This is a genomic window from Enteroscipio rubneri (assembly GCF_963929405.1).
GTDB classification, from domain to species: domain Bacteria; phylum Actinomycetota; class Coriobacteriia; order Coriobacteriales; family Eggerthellaceae; genus Enteroscipio; species Enteroscipio rubneri.
Genome location: NZ_CAWVIN010000001.1, coordinates 262,172 through 276,018 on the forward strand (window position 1 = coordinate 262,172; position 13,847 = coordinate 276,018).

General features: G+C 62.8%; 12 protein-coding genes. 4 read left to right on the forward strand and 8 right to left on the reverse strand.

Translation table 11 applies throughout. From position 1 onward, the window contains the following. Window positions 1–37: 37 nt before the first annotated feature. Entirely contained in the window at window positions 38–1,408 is a 1,371-nt protein-coding gene (locus tag ABGT83_RS01070; protein ID WP_346685584.1) for an MFS transporter, read from the forward strand. Window positions 1,409–1,657: 249 nt separating this feature from the next. Continuing rightward, window positions 1,658–2,077 (forward strand): PaaI family thioesterase, encoded by a 420-nt coding sequence (locus tag ABGT83_RS01075; protein WP_103264201.1) that lies wholly within the window; start codon window positions 1,658–1,660, stop codon window positions 2,075–2,077. A gap of 132 nt (window positions 2,078–2,209) precedes the next feature. Here ABGT83_RS01075 and proC read toward each other — a convergent pair whose 3' ends face one another. The 6 genes from proC to cydD form a co-directional block, all read right to left on the reverse strand. Then, window positions 2,210–3,004 (reverse strand): pyrroline-5-carboxylate reductase, encoded by a 795-nt coding sequence (gene proC / locus ABGT83_RS01080; RefSeq protein WP_103264202.1) that lies wholly within the window; start codon window positions 3,002–3,004, stop codon window positions 2,210–2,212. Between the two features lie 78 nt (window positions 3,005–3,082). Then, a complete protein-coding gene (locus ABGT83_RS01085; RefSeq protein ID WP_346685585.1) occupies window positions 3,083–3,739 on the reverse strand; it encodes a DUF6320 domain-containing protein in 657 nt (218 codons plus the stop codon). Next, the gene (locus tag ABGT83_RS01090) at window positions 3,736–5,091 is read right to left on the reverse strand and encodes a phthiocerol/phthiodiolone dimycocerosyl transferase family protein (RefSeq protein WP_103264204.1); all 1,356 of its coding nucleotides are present in this window, start codon (window positions 5,089–5,091) and stop codon (window positions 3,736–3,738) included. The genes ABGT83_RS01085 and ABGT83_RS01090 overlap by 4 nt, the downstream gene beginning before the upstream one ends. Next, a complete protein-coding gene (locus tag ABGT83_RS01095; protein ID WP_346685586.1) occupies window positions 5,064–6,083 on the reverse strand; it encodes an alpha/beta hydrolase in 1,020 nt (339 codons plus the stop codon). The genes ABGT83_RS01090 and ABGT83_RS01095 overlap by 28 nt, the downstream gene beginning before the upstream one ends. A gap of 277 nt (window positions 6,084–6,360) precedes the next feature. Beyond that, window positions 6,361–8,280 (reverse strand): thiol reductant ABC exporter subunit CydC, encoded by a 1,920-nt coding sequence (gene cydC, locus ABGT83_RS01100; RefSeq protein WP_346685587.1) that lies wholly within the window; start codon window positions 8,278–8,280, stop codon window positions 6,361–6,363. Then, on the reverse strand, window positions 8,277–9,995 hold the full coding sequence (gene cydD, locus ABGT83_RS01105) for a thiol reductant ABC exporter subunit CydD (RefSeq protein WP_346685588.1): 1,719 nt from the start codon (window positions 9,993–9,995) through the stop codon (window positions 8,277–8,279). Before cydD ends, cydC begins: the two co-directional genes overlap by 4 nt. Before the next feature lie 326 nt (window positions 9,996–10,321). Here cydD and ychF point away from each other — a divergent pair, with 326 nt between their 5' ends. Beyond that, the gene (gene ychF / locus ABGT83_RS01110) at window positions 10,322–11,386 is read left to right on the forward strand and encodes a redox-regulated ATPase YchF (RefSeq protein ID WP_103264208.1); all 1,065 of its coding nucleotides are present in this window, start codon (window positions 10,322–10,324) and stop codon (window positions 11,384–11,386) included. An 88-nt stretch (window positions 11,387–11,474) separates the two neighbouring features. On the opposite strand, the gene ABGT83_RS01115 is transcribed toward ychF, so the two are convergent. After that, window positions 11,475–11,744 (reverse strand): helix-turn-helix domain-containing protein, encoded by a 270-nt coding sequence (locus ABGT83_RS01115; protein WP_346685589.1) that lies wholly within the window; start codon window positions 11,742–11,744, stop codon window positions 11,475–11,477. Between the two features lie 178 nt (window positions 11,745–11,922). Here ABGT83_RS01115 and ABGT83_RS01120 point away from each other — a divergent pair, with 178 nt between their 5' ends. After that, window positions 11,923–12,222, forward strand: a complete 300-nt coding sequence (locus ABGT83_RS01120) for a hypothetical protein (RefSeq protein WP_346685590.1) — start codon at window positions 11,923–11,925, stop codon at window positions 12,220–12,222. A 502-nt stretch (window positions 12,223–12,724) separates the two neighbouring features. Here ABGT83_RS01120 and ABGT83_RS01125 read toward each other — a convergent pair. After that, window positions 12,725–13,651 (reverse strand): alpha/beta fold hydrolase, encoded by a 927-nt coding sequence (locus ABGT83_RS01125; RefSeq protein ID WP_103264211.1) that lies wholly within the window; start codon window positions 13,649–13,651, stop codon window positions 12,725–12,727. Window positions 13,652–13,847 lie beyond the last annotated feature (196 nt).

Here is a 13,847-nt window from a genome sequence, read left to right on the forward strand (position 1 = left end):
GAGCGCAGCGGGCATTTCTAGAAGGGCATCAAGTAGCATGCTGCCCGCGCTTCTTGCTTGCTCGTTCGCTGGTTCGTTCAGCCAGAGCATGATGAACGTCGCGCTGCCCGAGGTGGCACGTCGTTTCGATGTTACGCTCTCTGTGGCGAATTGGCTGATTGTGGGATACATGGTGGTCGCGGCTACCTCCATTATGCTGTCGGCGTTTTTGCTCGGTCGGCTCGGTTTGCGGCGGGTGTTCTTTGTCGGCGTCGGAGCGCTGGCGATTGGAAGTGGAGCGGCCCTGCTGTCGCCCGATTTTCCAACCTTGTTCGGTAGCCGCCTCGTACAGGCCATCGGCACCGGTCTGTTCTTTCCCATGGTGACGAGCGCCATCATGACGAACTCGCCGCGCAGGACGCTCGGCACCCGCCTTGCTCTCAACAGCGGCGTGATAGCCATAGGTTTGGCGGTGAGCCCGACGGTCTCGGGTCTTGCGCTCACGTACTTCGGATGGTCGGCGCTGTTCATTGTTCCGTTGGCGCTGGCGCTGGCGCTGCTTGTCGTCGGCGCCTTCCTGATCCGCGGCGGCGCATCGCCCGGGCACGCCTCTGCCGATGTACTGAGTGTGATCTTGGGTCTGACGGGTTTGAGCGCGCTCATGTTCGGGCTCGGCGAAATCACCCATGACGTCCTGCCGTCCGTTGTCGCTCTGGCCGGTGGAGCGGTGCTCCTCGCTCTCTTCGCCTGGCGGCAGTTCTCGGCGAGCGAGCCGCTGCTCAATCTACACCCCCTGGCCCATCCGCGCTTCGCTGCAGGAATCGTCCTTGTGATGGTGGGCATGCTGACCTCTTACTCGATGAGCATTCTTCTGCCGCTGTACTACGAAGGAGCGTTGGGGCGTACGGCGTTCGTCTCGGGCCTGCTGTTGCTGGGCCCAGTTCTGGTCAATGCGGTGTTCACGTTCTTCGGAGGCAGGCTGTACGATAAATTCGGCGCTTGGCCGCTCATCCCGGCGGGCCTCGTGCTTGTTCTCATCGGGCAGACGGGCGCGTTCTTCTCGGCGCAAGGCTTCGCGGCGGCGCTGGTCGTGCTATGCTCTGCGGCGGTGTATGCAGGCGTCGGGTTCGTGGTGGCCCCGTCGAAGACGACGGCGCTCGGGCAGCTGCCGTCCAACTTATACCCGCATGGCGCATCCATCAATTCCACGGCTGTTCAGATCGCTTCGGCGCTCGGCTCGTCGTTGTTCGTCGGGGTTCTTTCGGCGGATGTGCTAAGAGATACCGTGGCTGGTGCGGCAAAGGCGCAGGCGTATGCGTCGGGTTTTGCCCATACGCTGGCCATTGCCATCGGTATCGCGGCGGCAGGGCTTGTGCTCGCATTCTTCTACGCGCGTGCGATGCGCAGGCGGGAAGCGCGCAGCAGGTAGCATCATTTCGATGGTGGGCAGGTGAGGCGCGTGTCCTGGTGCATGCGGGTGTCGGCGCTGCCGGGCTGGAGCGCCAGAAGCAGCAACTACGGTATGATGGGACTGCAGCTTGCAAGGGGGCGTCCATGCGCTGCCGGTTGCAGCGCTTCGTCCCGCCCGCAGGCCTTTGACATCCCGTCGCGTGCCGCAACGCGTCGACGCGGACCCGAGTCTGCGCCCCATGCTCAACACCGAACGAGGAGGTACGACATGCTGGACCCGCTTGTCCTTGACTTCTGCAAGAGCGACGTCGCCGATATCGGCGGTCTCGAGCGCTCTGAGTTTATCTGCGCTGAAGAGGGCCGCTTCGAGATGCGCGCCTACCCCGGGCCGGATTCCGCGAACAATATCGGAACCGTGCACGGCGGATTCCTGCTGGCGCTGGCCGACATGGCCGGTACGGGCGTGGCCGACACCTATGGATTCCAGAATACGACTATGTCGTTGACGGCCAATTTCCTGCGCCCGGGGCTTGTCGACGACGAGTACTTCGAGGTGGTAGGCACGGTTGTCCACAAAGGGCGGCGCTCCGTGGTATCGGACGTGGAGATCGCTCGCCCGGACGGCAAGATTCTCGTGAAGGCAACGTGCACGGTGGCCCTGTTCGAGACGCGCATCGGCGAAGCATGACAAGCGAAACCCGCCTCCTGCCACCAGGTGCGGGTCTCGTTATCACGATCGTAGCGCAGGTTGCGCTTCCGATTCATGGTATGTGTGGGGATGCTGCCTCTGCGCGCTCCCTTCTTCGTTCCTGATGATCCGTCAGGCGTTTTCGATGGCATCGATGGCATCGATCACTGCGCCACGGAACCCGCTCTTTTCAAGCTGCGTGACGCCTTTGATGGTGGTGCCGCCGGGCGAGCATACGGCATCTTTCAGCTCGCCGGGATGCTTGCCCGTCGCCAGCTGCAGCTTTCCCGTGCCCACGATCATTTGCGAGGCGAGCCGGTAGGCGGTCGGGCGTTGCATGCCGTGCTTCACGGCCGCATCGGCGAGCGCTTCAACGTACAGGGCCGTGAACGCGGGACCGCAACCGGCCACGTCGCTCGCCACCGAGAGCAGCTTGGTGTCCATGCTCTCAATGAGCGCAATCTGGCCGAACAGATCCGAGAACGCGGCGAACTCTTCTTCGGTAAGCGAATGCCGCTGCTCGCAGGAGACGACGCCGGCTCCTACGGCGATGGGTGTATTGGGTATTGTGCTGATGTGGTGGGTGCTCGGATCGAGGATCCTCTCGAAGAAATCGAAGTAGCATCCGAACGCCACCGACACCACCACTTTGCCAGCCAACGCCTCGCGCACGGGCTCGATCACGTGTTCGACCAGGTAAGGCTTCACGGCGATCACGATGAAATCGCTCGCTTCGACGACCTCCGCCGCCGTTTCGACTGCGTTCACGCCAATCTCCTTGGCGGTGCGCTGCAGTTTGTCGAAGTGCGCTGCACATGCCGTGATGCGCTCGCCCGACAGCGCCCCCGCGCCGACGAGTCCTCGCGCAATGGCCTGCGCCATGTTGCCGAATCCGATGAAACCGAGTCTGATCTGTTCGTTCGCCATCGTGCCTCTTTCCCCTCGTTGAAACCGGTATCGTTCGATTGTACGATATGCGGGGCGCGCATCCAAGGGCAGCTTGCGTTATGCGGAGAACAATTTGCGCATCTCGGCCAGGAGCTGCCTGCGTGTGAAGACGAGCAATGCGAGAAGAAATACGCACGCGGAAAGCGCGCTTGCATACGCGGGCACGTCCCAGGTGGTGAGACCGAGGTTCGAGAGGGCCAGCGGCGCTACGCCCAGTACGACATCGAATAGAAGGTACTTGGCGTACCCGGAGACAAACGTGCCCCTGAACACCGCGACGAGCACGACGTCGTACACGATCGCCGTCAGGCAGATGCCGGGAATGACGAACGTCGTGACGATGAGATTGCCCGTTACGAGGAACCAGGCGGCGGCGATGGCGAGCAGGATGAGGAAGTAACGCGCTACCACGCGTAAAAAGTCCGGGTTGTGTACGATAATGTTCCGAACGAATAGGTAGTTCAAGGCGAGCCCCACGCAAACGGCGAGCACGATGTCGCCCGGGATGTCCAGAAGATGTCCCAGAAAGGGCAGGGCGATCAGGCATGCCCCGGTGACGAACGCCAGCACGGCGAGCGCCACGGCACCTGATTTCCTGACCGCGTTCACGGGAAATACCGAGGGTTCGGCTTCGCCTTCGAGCTCAGCTTGGCACAGCGGGCATCGATCGAGATCGCCGGTGAAGGCTACGCCGCATTTGCTGCAGCGCCTCATACGCGCGCCCCATCCTCGTCAGAAGGGACCGGTTCGTCCGACTGCGCAGAAGCCTGGCCGCCCAGCCGCTTGACCGAGGCTTCAAATCTAGTCTCCAACCGATCCTCGGCTACCTCCTTGCTCGTCTTGTTGATATTGATGAGGCCCTCGATGCCGTTCGACGTGAAGAATCGACAAAAATTCTTGATCACGTCAGGATTCGAGTAGGCCGACGTGATGCCGATGCTCAGGTCGTCGTCGAACGAGCACACCATGAAGTTGATGCCATTGGTCGAGGTTAGCACATTGATCGTCCGGACGAACGGGGCCAGCCTCTCATCGATGCGGATGGGGCCGAGGCTCGAGACGGTAGTGGTGGTCTCGCGCGCGACCAGCCAGTCCGCCAAGCCGAGCACGAGATCTTTCACGAACAGCGGCGCCAGACGCAGAAGCGGGTTCTTCTCGAGCGCGATCATGCGATTCATGCGCGATTTGAGGTTCTCGGCCTCGGTGGCCACCTTCAGCTGGGCCTGCACCTGTGCGGCTACGGCGCTTACGGGCTCGTTCTCGTCGCCGGGCACGTAGGACACATAGGCCAGTCCGAAGAAGTTCTTGGTCGTGGCCGACTCGAAGAATTGACGCAGGTCAACAGGAATATCGAGGCGGATAGCGCGGTGCCGATCGCGCTGCGGCATCTCCGTGCGGATGGCGCATAGCACAACGGCGATCACGAGCGAGGTGAGGCTCACTCCGTAAGAGCGCGCGAGGTCGAGCACCTGCTGTACGGGAAGATGGTATTCCATGAATGTGGGATCCGCGATGTCGCGCCAGCCCGATAGGCGGTAGACCTTCGGCGCGTGCGTGGGCGCTGCCTTGTCTCGTTCGAAGTACTTGTCGAAACTGTCCTCGGATTTCTGGTGGTCCGATCCGTCGTAATCCGTTTCCACGCCTTCGACGCCGTAGCGCTCCTGCAGGTACGCGTAGAGCAGCGCTTTGAAGAAGCTGAGAGTGCCGCGCCCATCCGATACCATGTGGGACACTTCGAGGTTGATGCGGCTGTGGTAGTAACTCGTCCTGAACAGCACGCTTTTCGCGTGGACGTGCAACCCGTAGCAGATCGGTAGGTTCTCAAGGCTCACGGACGGCATTTCGGAGGCCTGTTCCAAATAGTGCCAGAACATGCCGCTGCGTAAACACACGTTGAAGCTGGGAAACGTGTCGACCGTCTTCTCGAGTGCGCGCTGCAGCAGGTCGGGGTCGACGTCATCCACAAGGTCGGCGGAGTATCGGAAAACCGTCTGGGCGGAGCTGCCCGCCTGCGACGAGTAGAACTTCCCCACGTTGTCTAGTCGGTACCAAGTAGCTCGAGCCACGCCGGGTCGTCCTCCTGTTCCAGTCCATCGCCGTCCAGAAAATGTTTCATGATGCGGTAGGTGTCCTTGACCACGTTGAGCACCGAAGGATACAGCAGGTATCCATGCACGGCATCGAGCACACGATAGCACGCCGCCTCGCCGCTTTCCAGGTCGATCCGCGCTGCGAAGGCCTCGCCCTCGTCGCGCAACGGGCAGTACTCGGCGGTGATCACGAGCGTGCGCGGCTGGTTTGACACATCGGGTGCGAGCAGCGGGGCAAGATAGGGATTGGCGAGATCCTCGGGCGAGGAGCAGTACAGTTCCATGTAGCCCTGCACGTCGCGCGCGGTGAGCAGGTAGTCTTCGCCGTTCTCGCGCACCGAGTCGAACCACGACGTGCGCGGGTCGTGGTCGTTGTAGGTTACGGGGTAGAGCAGCATTTGAGAACGGGGCATATACTCGCCGCGGTCGCGTGCCATGAGCGAGACGACGGCTGCCAGGTTGCCGCCGGCGCTGTCTCCGAATAGCACGATGTTGTCGACGTCGACGTCGGCGAGCAACTCTCCAGCGAACAGCTGGCGGGCTGTCTCGTAGCAGTCTTCGGGCGCCTGCGGGAAGCGATGTTCCGGCGAGCGCCGGTAGTCCACCGACACCACACGTCGCTCGAGCTTGACCGCCAGAGTGGAGCAGGCGTCGATGTAGAGGTCGACGGACCCGTTCGCCCATCCTCCTCCGTGGAAGAACAGGATGGTGCCGCGGAAGTCCTCGACGACCTTGAGCCCGCGGTCGAGCGAGAAGTCGAAATCGAGCGGGGTGAACACCCGCAAGGGCACTTCGTAGCCGTCGCGCATGACGGCGACTGCTTCGTCGATGCGGCAGCGGGGATCGGGCAAGGAAAGCTTTCCCATGACGTCCTCGGCCACTCGCTGGGCTTCGTAGGTCTGCTTGATGTCGGGCTTCAGGCGCGAAGCCGCTTTGAATGCGGCGAGAACCGCTTTGTTGAGGGGCATGGCGATGCCGTCCTTTCCGAGGGCGGCATCGCGAAAGCGCGCGCCGATCGGTCGCGGCCCGGATGCTCGGACCGTCTTCGAGGTTCATCGTAGCACATGGATGCCTGCAACCTCGCCGCTCTGTGCAAGCTGCACGTGCACAGTCAAAAGACCACGGGTACATGCATGCTAGCGGGAGCTTTCGCGCCGGGCGAGAGGGGAAATTGAGATCCGGCGCCGACAAGCGTGCCGAATCTCGCCCGTCTGCTTTGCCTTGAGCCACAAGCAGGGCGTCAGCTCATGCATGGGAGCGCGACGGGAAGCCGCGATCGAACGCGAGCAGGCGGCGGTAACGCTCGCTCTCGCGCGCGAGCACAGCAGGGGAGCCTTCGAGCTCGATGCGGCCGTCCTCGAGGAACACGACGCGGTCCATGTCGGCCACGCCTTGCAGATGATGCGTGATCATGATGAGGGTCTTTCCCTCAGTCGTGGCGAAGACCGCTTTGAGCAGGGCGCGCTCGGTGGCGGGATCAAGCCCCACAGTGGGCTCGTCGAGCACGATCGTCGAAACGTCTTGCAGCAGCACACGTGCAAGTGCGATGCGATGGCGCTCCCCGCCCGAGAAGCGTACGCCCGCCTCGTCCACAAGCGTGTCGAGTCCTTCGGGAAGTCGCTCGACCAGGGTGCGCAGTCCGACCCGTTCCAGAACGTTGTTCACGTCTTCGTCGGTCGCGTCCTCGCGGCCGATGCGCAGGTTTTCTCGAAGCGAGCGGTTGAACAAATACGTCTGCTGCTGGATCACGCCGAGATAGCGGGCCATGTCATCGCCAAACGAGCCAGCGGGCACGCCTCCCAGCTCCACCGTGCCTGCATCCGGCTTCAAATCGCCCCGGATGAGCGAGGCGAGCGTGCTCTTGCCCGATCCGCTGCGGCCGAGGATGGCCACACGCTCGCCTGGGCGCACCTCCAGACTGATGCCGTCGAGCACGGGACGGGGCGCCTCGGGATAGGAAAAGCGCACGCTCTCGACGCGGATGGTCGGAGGAGCGCCCGGCGACGGGAGAACGACCTGCGGCGCGCAGGCCGCTGCTGCGGCGTCCTCCGTGCGCGCGTTCTTGCGGTTCGCCGTCCTTACCGGCCGGTCTTCAGCCTTACCGCAATTACCCGGATCGTCGGGAAGCTCATTGAGCCGGTCGATGGAGGCACGGTACGAACCGGCCTCCGTGGCCGCCGTCGACAGCGGTGCGAACGCGTCTATGAGGGGAAAGAAGCCCAGCACGATGGCTGCGATCCAATTCGCCGTTCCTCCGTGGACGCCGCCGAATTGGCCGGCCGCCCAGAGGAGCGTCATGACCGCGATACCCCCGAACAGTGCGGTCGAGATCAGGTCCCGCCTACGGGCGAATCGGTCGAGCTCGACGTCCACATCGCGCAGCACGCGCTGGGAGGAACGGTAGCGGTTCAGGTATTCCGCGCCGCGATGCGCGAATATCCAGTCGGAAACACCCAGCACGTTGTCCGTCAGTTCGCAGTACAGCTCGTTCTTTATGGCCTTGCGACGAGCGACACGCGCTCTCGTCGCCAATACGGACGCAAGCGGCACGAGTACCACCACCACGAGCAACGCGAGCAGCATGGCGAGTGCGAACCACAGCGAGAAGAACCCCAGCACCGCAACGACGACAACGGTGAGCAGCCACGCAACAACGGTTGGGAACACCGTGCGCAGATAGAGGTTCTGCAGATGTCCAATGTCCTCGGCCAGCAGACCCAGCACGTCGCCCGTGCGATGTGTGCGCCTGAAGAGGATGGCGTCGCCCTCGATGGATGCGTAGAGCTTTGAGCGCAGTGCGCTCGTCATGCGGAGAACCCAATCGTGGCTCGTCAGCCGTTCCAGGTACTGCAGGATGGGCTTGCCGATGCCGAAGATGCGCACGAAGATGGTGGGCATATGGATCATGAGGATGCTGCCGGGCATTTCCGCTGCAGCTGCAATGAGGTAGCCCGAGGTGAACATGAGCCCCGAAGCGAAGCAAAAGGTTGCCACGCCAAGGGCCAGCGCCACGGCGAGCGCTTTGCGGTACTGCTTGAAGAAGGGCCTGACCCATCGGTCGCGACCGCTTCTGCGGGTCGGTTCGCCGGTTGCAGGTTGGTTGGCGGCGTCCGCCCGTCTCTGCGCCTCTTCGACGTGCGCCTCGCGGCGCATCCGGGCGCTCATGCGGTCTCCCAGGCCGTCTGCGCCGCAAGACGGCCGAGCGCACCGCCGTTTGCCTCAAGTTCGGCCAGCGGGCCGTGCTCTGTGATACGCCCGTCATCGAGCACGATCACTTCGTCCATGTCGTCGAGCCAATGCAGGCGGTGCGTGGCGAAGAACACCAGGCGGCCCTCCATGAGCGGCAGCATGCGCTCCTTCAACTCCATCTCCGTTTCAATGTCCAGATGGGCGGTGGGCTCGTCGAACAGCAAGATGCGCCGCGAATTGTCTAAAAACGCCCGCGCGAGCGCAATGCGCTGCGCCTGGCCGCCCGAGAGGGCGCGCGCGCCTTCGCCCACAAGTGTGTCCAGTCCACAGGGCAGTTCCGCGACGAGGCCGTCCAGGCCCACGACGTCAATCGCCCGCGCGACCTCTTCGTCGCTTGCATCGGGTCGGTAAAACGCGATGTTATCGCGCAACGTGGCATGAAACAGATACGGGTCCTGCGGTATGTAGACGATCTGCCGTTGCCAGCCGTCCTGCTTGAAATCGGGCAAAGGCGTGTTGCCCAGCTCGATGTCGCCTGCATCAGGCGCCAAAAAGCCGCCGAGGAGGCTGACGAGCGTACTCTTGCCCGCGCCGCTGGCGCCGACGATGCCATATTTGCGGAAGCCTTCGGCCGTGAAGTCCAGATTCTCGAGCACGCGATGGCTGTCGTAGGAGCAGCCGACGCCCCGAAGCTCCATGCGCGACGTCGCGCCCCAATCGGGCAGTTCGCAGCTGTGATCCGAGCCGTCTGGGGCGCCTATGAGACGTTGGATGGATTTCAGCGCATTCACCCCGTCGAGCGAAGCGTGGTAGTCGGACGCGAACGAGCGGATGGGCTTGAAGTACTCGGGTGCCATGATGAGGATGGCGAGCGCGGGGAACAGCTGTGCCGTACCGTCGAGCAGCCGCATGCCCAACATGAAGGCCACCGCCGCGATGGACAGAGTCGAGAACAGATCGAGCACGAGGCTGGAGAGCGTCGCCATGCGCAACGTCTTCATCGTGGCTTCGCGAAACCGCTCGCTCACCGAGAAGATGCTCGCACCATGGCGCTTGCCCGCGCCGAACAGCTTGAGCGTATCGATGCCGCGTAGCGTGTCGATGAAGTGATTGGAGAGCACCTGGAACGTGCGGTATTGTCGAGACGCTGCATCCTTTGCATTGCGGCCGAGTATGATCATGTACAGCACGATGAACGGGAACATTATGAACATGATGAGGGCGGATACCCAGTCGAGCGCGAGCGCGAAGGCGAGCACGATAAGCGGGATGACGACGATCGAGGTGATCTTGGGCAGGATGAGCCGAAAATAGGCCTGTACCTGATCGACGCCCTCGAGCATGGCCGCCGCCACGCTGCCCGTCCCGTTGTCCCATACCACCTGCGCCTTCGTGGTGAATACTTTGCGAAGCAGCTCCTGGCGCAGTTCGTCGGCGCGGTCGTAGGCATAGGTTTCGAGGTAGGCGTCTTCGGCGTAGACGGCGCCTTGCCGAGCGACGAAGCAGGCGAAGAAGAGCGCGATCCATGCAGTCTGATCCGGGATGGGCGCTCCGTGCCAGAGGTTCGCGAGGGCCGTGGCGAGGAACCAAGCCTGGCCAACGATGCAGAGCGCCTGCAAGGCGGAGGCGCTTGCGAGCAACGCCAGTACTCGGCGCACTCCCGGCAGCGCGAATATGGCTCGATCCAGCATCGTCGCCTCCTGCGGGCCTCTCTTCGGGCGGCTCTTTCCCGCGTTCCCGATGGACGGAATGATGTCGTACCCGTTGCGTCGTTCGTCTTCCCGGCTTGCAGGAAAGTGTAGCACGTGCGCGCTGCTACGATCCGGCGGCGTTATCCGTGGCGCATTAATGATATTATTATAGTAACATTTAAATCGGCGAAGCGCTAGCGTTCGTTTCTTGGCCGTCCGCGACCCCTTGCACGTTGCGTGATGCCGGGCCAAGCAGGCTCGTCCTGGCGCGACGGCAGTGCTATCATGTGCGAATACTCAGCAATCGTTCTCATAAAGGAAGTTCCATGTCGCTTTCCATCGGTATTGTCGGCCTGCCGAACGTCGGCAAGTCTACGCTGTTCACGGCTCTCACGAACAAGGGCGGCCTCGCGGCCAACTACCCGTTCGCCACCATCGAGCCCAACGTGGGCGTCGTGCCCGTGCCCGACGCGCGCCTCGACCGCCTGGCCGAGATCGACCATCCGGCGCGCATCGTGCCGGCCACCGTCGAGTTCATGGACATCGCGGGCCTCGTCGCGGGAGCGAGTCAGGGCGAAGGCCTGGGCAACCAGTTCCTCGCGAACATCCGCGAGACGGACGCCATCTGCGAGGTCGTGCGCTTCTTCGGCGACCCCGACGTGGTGCACGTCTCCGGCAAGGTGGACCCGCAAAGCGACGTGGAAACCATCAAGACCGAGCTGATCCTGGCCGACATGGGCACGCTGGAGAAGGCACTGCCACGTCTGGAGAAGGAGGCCAAGCGCGACAAGGCCGGCGCGGCGAAGGTGGCTGCGGCGAAGAAGGTGTACGAGGGCCTGAACGAGGGGCATCGCGCCCGCACGCTCGACCTCACTGACGACGAGCGCGCGGCGCTGTACGACCTGCACCTGCTCACGATGAAGCCGATGCTCTACATCGCCAACGTCGACGAGGAACAGCTGGACGCCGACCTGCCCGAGATCGACGGATGCGCGCCCGTGCCCATCTCCGCGAAGGTGGAGGCCGACCTGGCCGAGCTCGACCCGGCAGAAGCGCGCGAGTACCTGGAGGCCATGGGTCTCGAGGAGAGCGGCCTGGCCCGTCTCGTGCGCGAGGCGTACAAGCTGCTGGGATTGCAGAGCTACTTCACCAGCGGCGAGACCGAGACGCGCGCCTGGACCATCCCCATCGGCGCGAAGGCCCCGCAGGCTGCCGGCGTCATCCACACCGACTTCGAGCGCGGCTTCATCAAGGCCGAGACCGCCTCGTTCGCTGACTACTCCGAGCTGAACGGCGAGAAGGGTTGCCGCGACGCCGGCAAGCTGCGACAGGAGGGCAAGGAGTACGTCGTCCAGGACGGGGATGTGATGCACTTCAAGTTCAACGTGTAGGGAGGTCGGATGATCGCTCGCAGGATCGAGCGGGATATCGAGGAAGCTGCGGAGCGGGCCGGCTTCCCGAGCTTTCGGAGAGCAAGGGCTAGAAGTCGATCAGGTCGTGGACTTCGACTTCGAGCGCATCCGCGATGCGTATCAACTGCTCGAGGCTGACCTTCATCTTCCCGTTCTCCAGCCGGTATACATAGGAATTAGAAGAAGGCTGGCCGATCATACCCGCAAGATCTCTCTGCGTGAGGTTCGCGTCCTCTCGCGTCCTTCGGATTGCCGCGCCCAGAAGCGCGTACCTCTTGTCCAATTGCTCGGCCATGTTCCAAGGGTATGCGCTAGACTGTTCTTTACGAATACTCATGGGTATTCATTTGCGCAACGTTTCCGTTATGTGCGTAAGGGGAAGGAGGGCTCGCGCCATGCCCATTGCCTGCCGCTTCGCGCGCGATGCGGTAACGCGGCGGCAGGTTTCGATGCTTGCTATATTGGCGGGATGCGCAGCCTCGCTTCGCCCGCATCCGATCGAAAGGAGCCAAACAATGGAAGAGCATGCGTCGGCTGCGGGGTGCGAGGGCATGCGATCGGCGGCGATGGATGCGGGGTCGGCCGTCGCGGAAGCAATATCATCCCTTCGGGGGCTCCTCATGTGCTTGAGCCTCTACGATGCCGCGCTCCAGAATGAGGAGGAGTTCAGTTTATACGATGCGCTTCACTTCAACTCGATGCAGGGTTACGTCTTGCATCGCGCCGTAGCCAAGATGGAAGAGGCGTGCCTGATCCTCGAAGACGTCTCGGGCCCTGAAATACCGGGGAAAGCTGACCTGGCAGAGAGCCGATAACGGCTTTCGATGCATTCGGCGGAACCATCCGATTGGCGATATTTCTGGAACGCTCGGAATGCGTTGCCGTTAGAAGGGCCGTATGGTGTAAATTGCCTCATAGGAGAAAGGCTGCTGCACGAGGATGCGGAGAGTCGGCGCAACATGATTCGCACAAGGACGACAGGGGAGGCCTACGCATGAACGACTTCGTCGAAGCGCTGGAGAGCGATGGCAGAAACCCTGAGCTGCCGGAGGAATACGACTTCTTCGGCAGGCTCGTGGGCAGTTGAAAGCTTGACTACATCGATCGCACCCTGTCCTCTTCGGTCAAAGGGGAGTGGATCTTCGAGCGGGTACTCGAGGGCATGGGCATCCAGGACGCGTGATTGCCTGTTGAACGTAGGCAAGGGTTCTATCCTGGCTGCCGACCTGTGGAAATATTACTTGCTGAGGCGAGTTCCGAGGCCGACTACGATCTTGAGCGCCCCCGCGTGATCGCGAGGGCGCTCTTCGTTTCGGTCTACAGGTGCATCAGCAGCCAGCTGACGAGGTCCTCCTCAACCTCGAACTTGAGGTCGTCGTAGTTGTGGATCTCGTGGCGATAGCCGGGATACAGCTTCGTCGTCACCTCGTGGCCCGTGTCGGCCAGCCAGTTGGCGCACTGGTAGACGCCCTCGCCGTAGGTGCCCACGGGGTCCTGGTCGCCGGCGATGCAGAGGACGGGCAGGCCGGCGGGCACCTTCTCGGCCCACTCGGGGCCCTCGATGCAAAGCATCATGTCGATGAAGTCGCGCAGGCTCACGTTGTGCGTGGGGTGCGTGAACGCGTCGAAGGGGTCTTCCGCATGGTCCTTCTGCACGTAGGGGTCGTGGCAGATCCACTCGTTGCCGCGCGTCGCGCCCTCGTCGCAGCGGGCGAACATCCAGCCCATCAGCTCGCCCACGAAGGCCGGGTCGCTCTCGTGGCCCTTGCCGGCGGCGATGGTCTCGTCCAGCTTCGCGCGCACCTCGTGGGTGTTCTTGAAGATGCCGGTGGTGCCGCAGTAGACGGCGCCGGCCAGCTCGTCGCCGTACTTCGCGCTGAAGTCGCGCGCGATCATCGAGCCCATGGAGTGGCCGAACAGGAAGTAGGGCAGGTTGGGGTACTTCTCGCACACGAGGTCCTTGAACCGCTTCTCGTCCTCCATCATGGTGTGCGGCCCCGCGTCGCCCCAGTCGCCCCAAGTGCCATTCGCGATGGCGGTGGCGCCGTGCCCCACATGGTCGTCGGCCGCAACGATGAAGCCGGCGTCCATGAGCGCCACGATCATATGGAAGTAGCGGCGGGAGTGCTCGCCGAAGCCGTGGATCAGCTGCACGATGCCCTCGGGCTCGCAGGCGGGGACGTAGATCCACCCCGTCACCTGGTCCCGATCGTTCGACGATGGAAAGCAGATTTCGTGCAGCATGGCAAATCCCTTCTCTCGTGTTCGCGGACGGGTGCCCGCAGGCCGATTCGCACACGCTCCGTGTGAGCGCCTCGGTTCATTATGGCAGACGGGAACCTTCCGAGCTTCATGTTTTTCGCGCCGCACTTTGCGACGGCACTCCGTTTTGCGATAATGGTTGCGTGCGCTTCGGGTTTTGGTGTGGCAAGGATGACGT

Coding starts and splice junctions, on each gene's coding strand:
- ABGT83_RS01070 (WP_346685584.1), top strand. CDS start 38: ATGCTGCCCGCGCTTCTTGCTTGCTCGTTCGCTGGTTCGTTCAGCCAG.
- ABGT83_RS01075 (WP_103264201.1), top strand. CDS start 1,658: ATGCTGGACCCGCTTGTCCTTGACTTCTGCAAGAGCGACGTCGCCGAT.
- proC (WP_103264202.1), bottom strand. CDS start 3,004: ATGGCGAACGAACAGATCAGACTCGGTTTCATCGGATTCGGCAACATG.
- ABGT83_RS01085 (WP_346685585.1), bottom strand. CDS start 3,739: ATGAGGCGCTGCAGCAAATGCGGCGTAGCCTTCACCGGCGATCTCGAT.
- ABGT83_RS01095 (WP_346685586.1), bottom strand. CDS start 6,083: ATGCCCCTCAACAAAGCGGTTCTCGCCGCATTCAAAGCGGCTTCGCGC.
- cydC (WP_346685587.1), bottom strand. CDS start 8,280: ATGAGCGCCCGGATGCGCCGCGAGGCGCACGTCGAAGAGGCGCAGAGA.
- cydD (WP_346685588.1), bottom strand. CDS start 9,995: ATGCTGGATCGAGCCATATTCGCGCTGCCGGGAGTGCGCCGAGTACTG.
- ychF (WP_103264208.1), top strand. CDS start 10,322: ATGTCGCTTTCCATCGGTATTGTCGGCCTGCCGAACGTCGGCAAGTCT.
- ABGT83_RS01115 (WP_346685589.1), bottom strand. CDS start 11,744: ATGAGTATTCGTAAAGAACAGTCTAGCGCATACCCTTGGAACATGGCC.
- ABGT83_RS01120 (WP_346685590.1), top strand. CDS start 11,923: ATGGAAGAGCATGCGTCGGCTGCGGGGTGCGAGGGCATGCGATCGGCG.
- ABGT83_RS01125 (WP_103264211.1), bottom strand. CDS start 13,651: ATGCTGCACGAAATCTGCTTTCCATCGTCGAACGATCGGGACCAGGTG.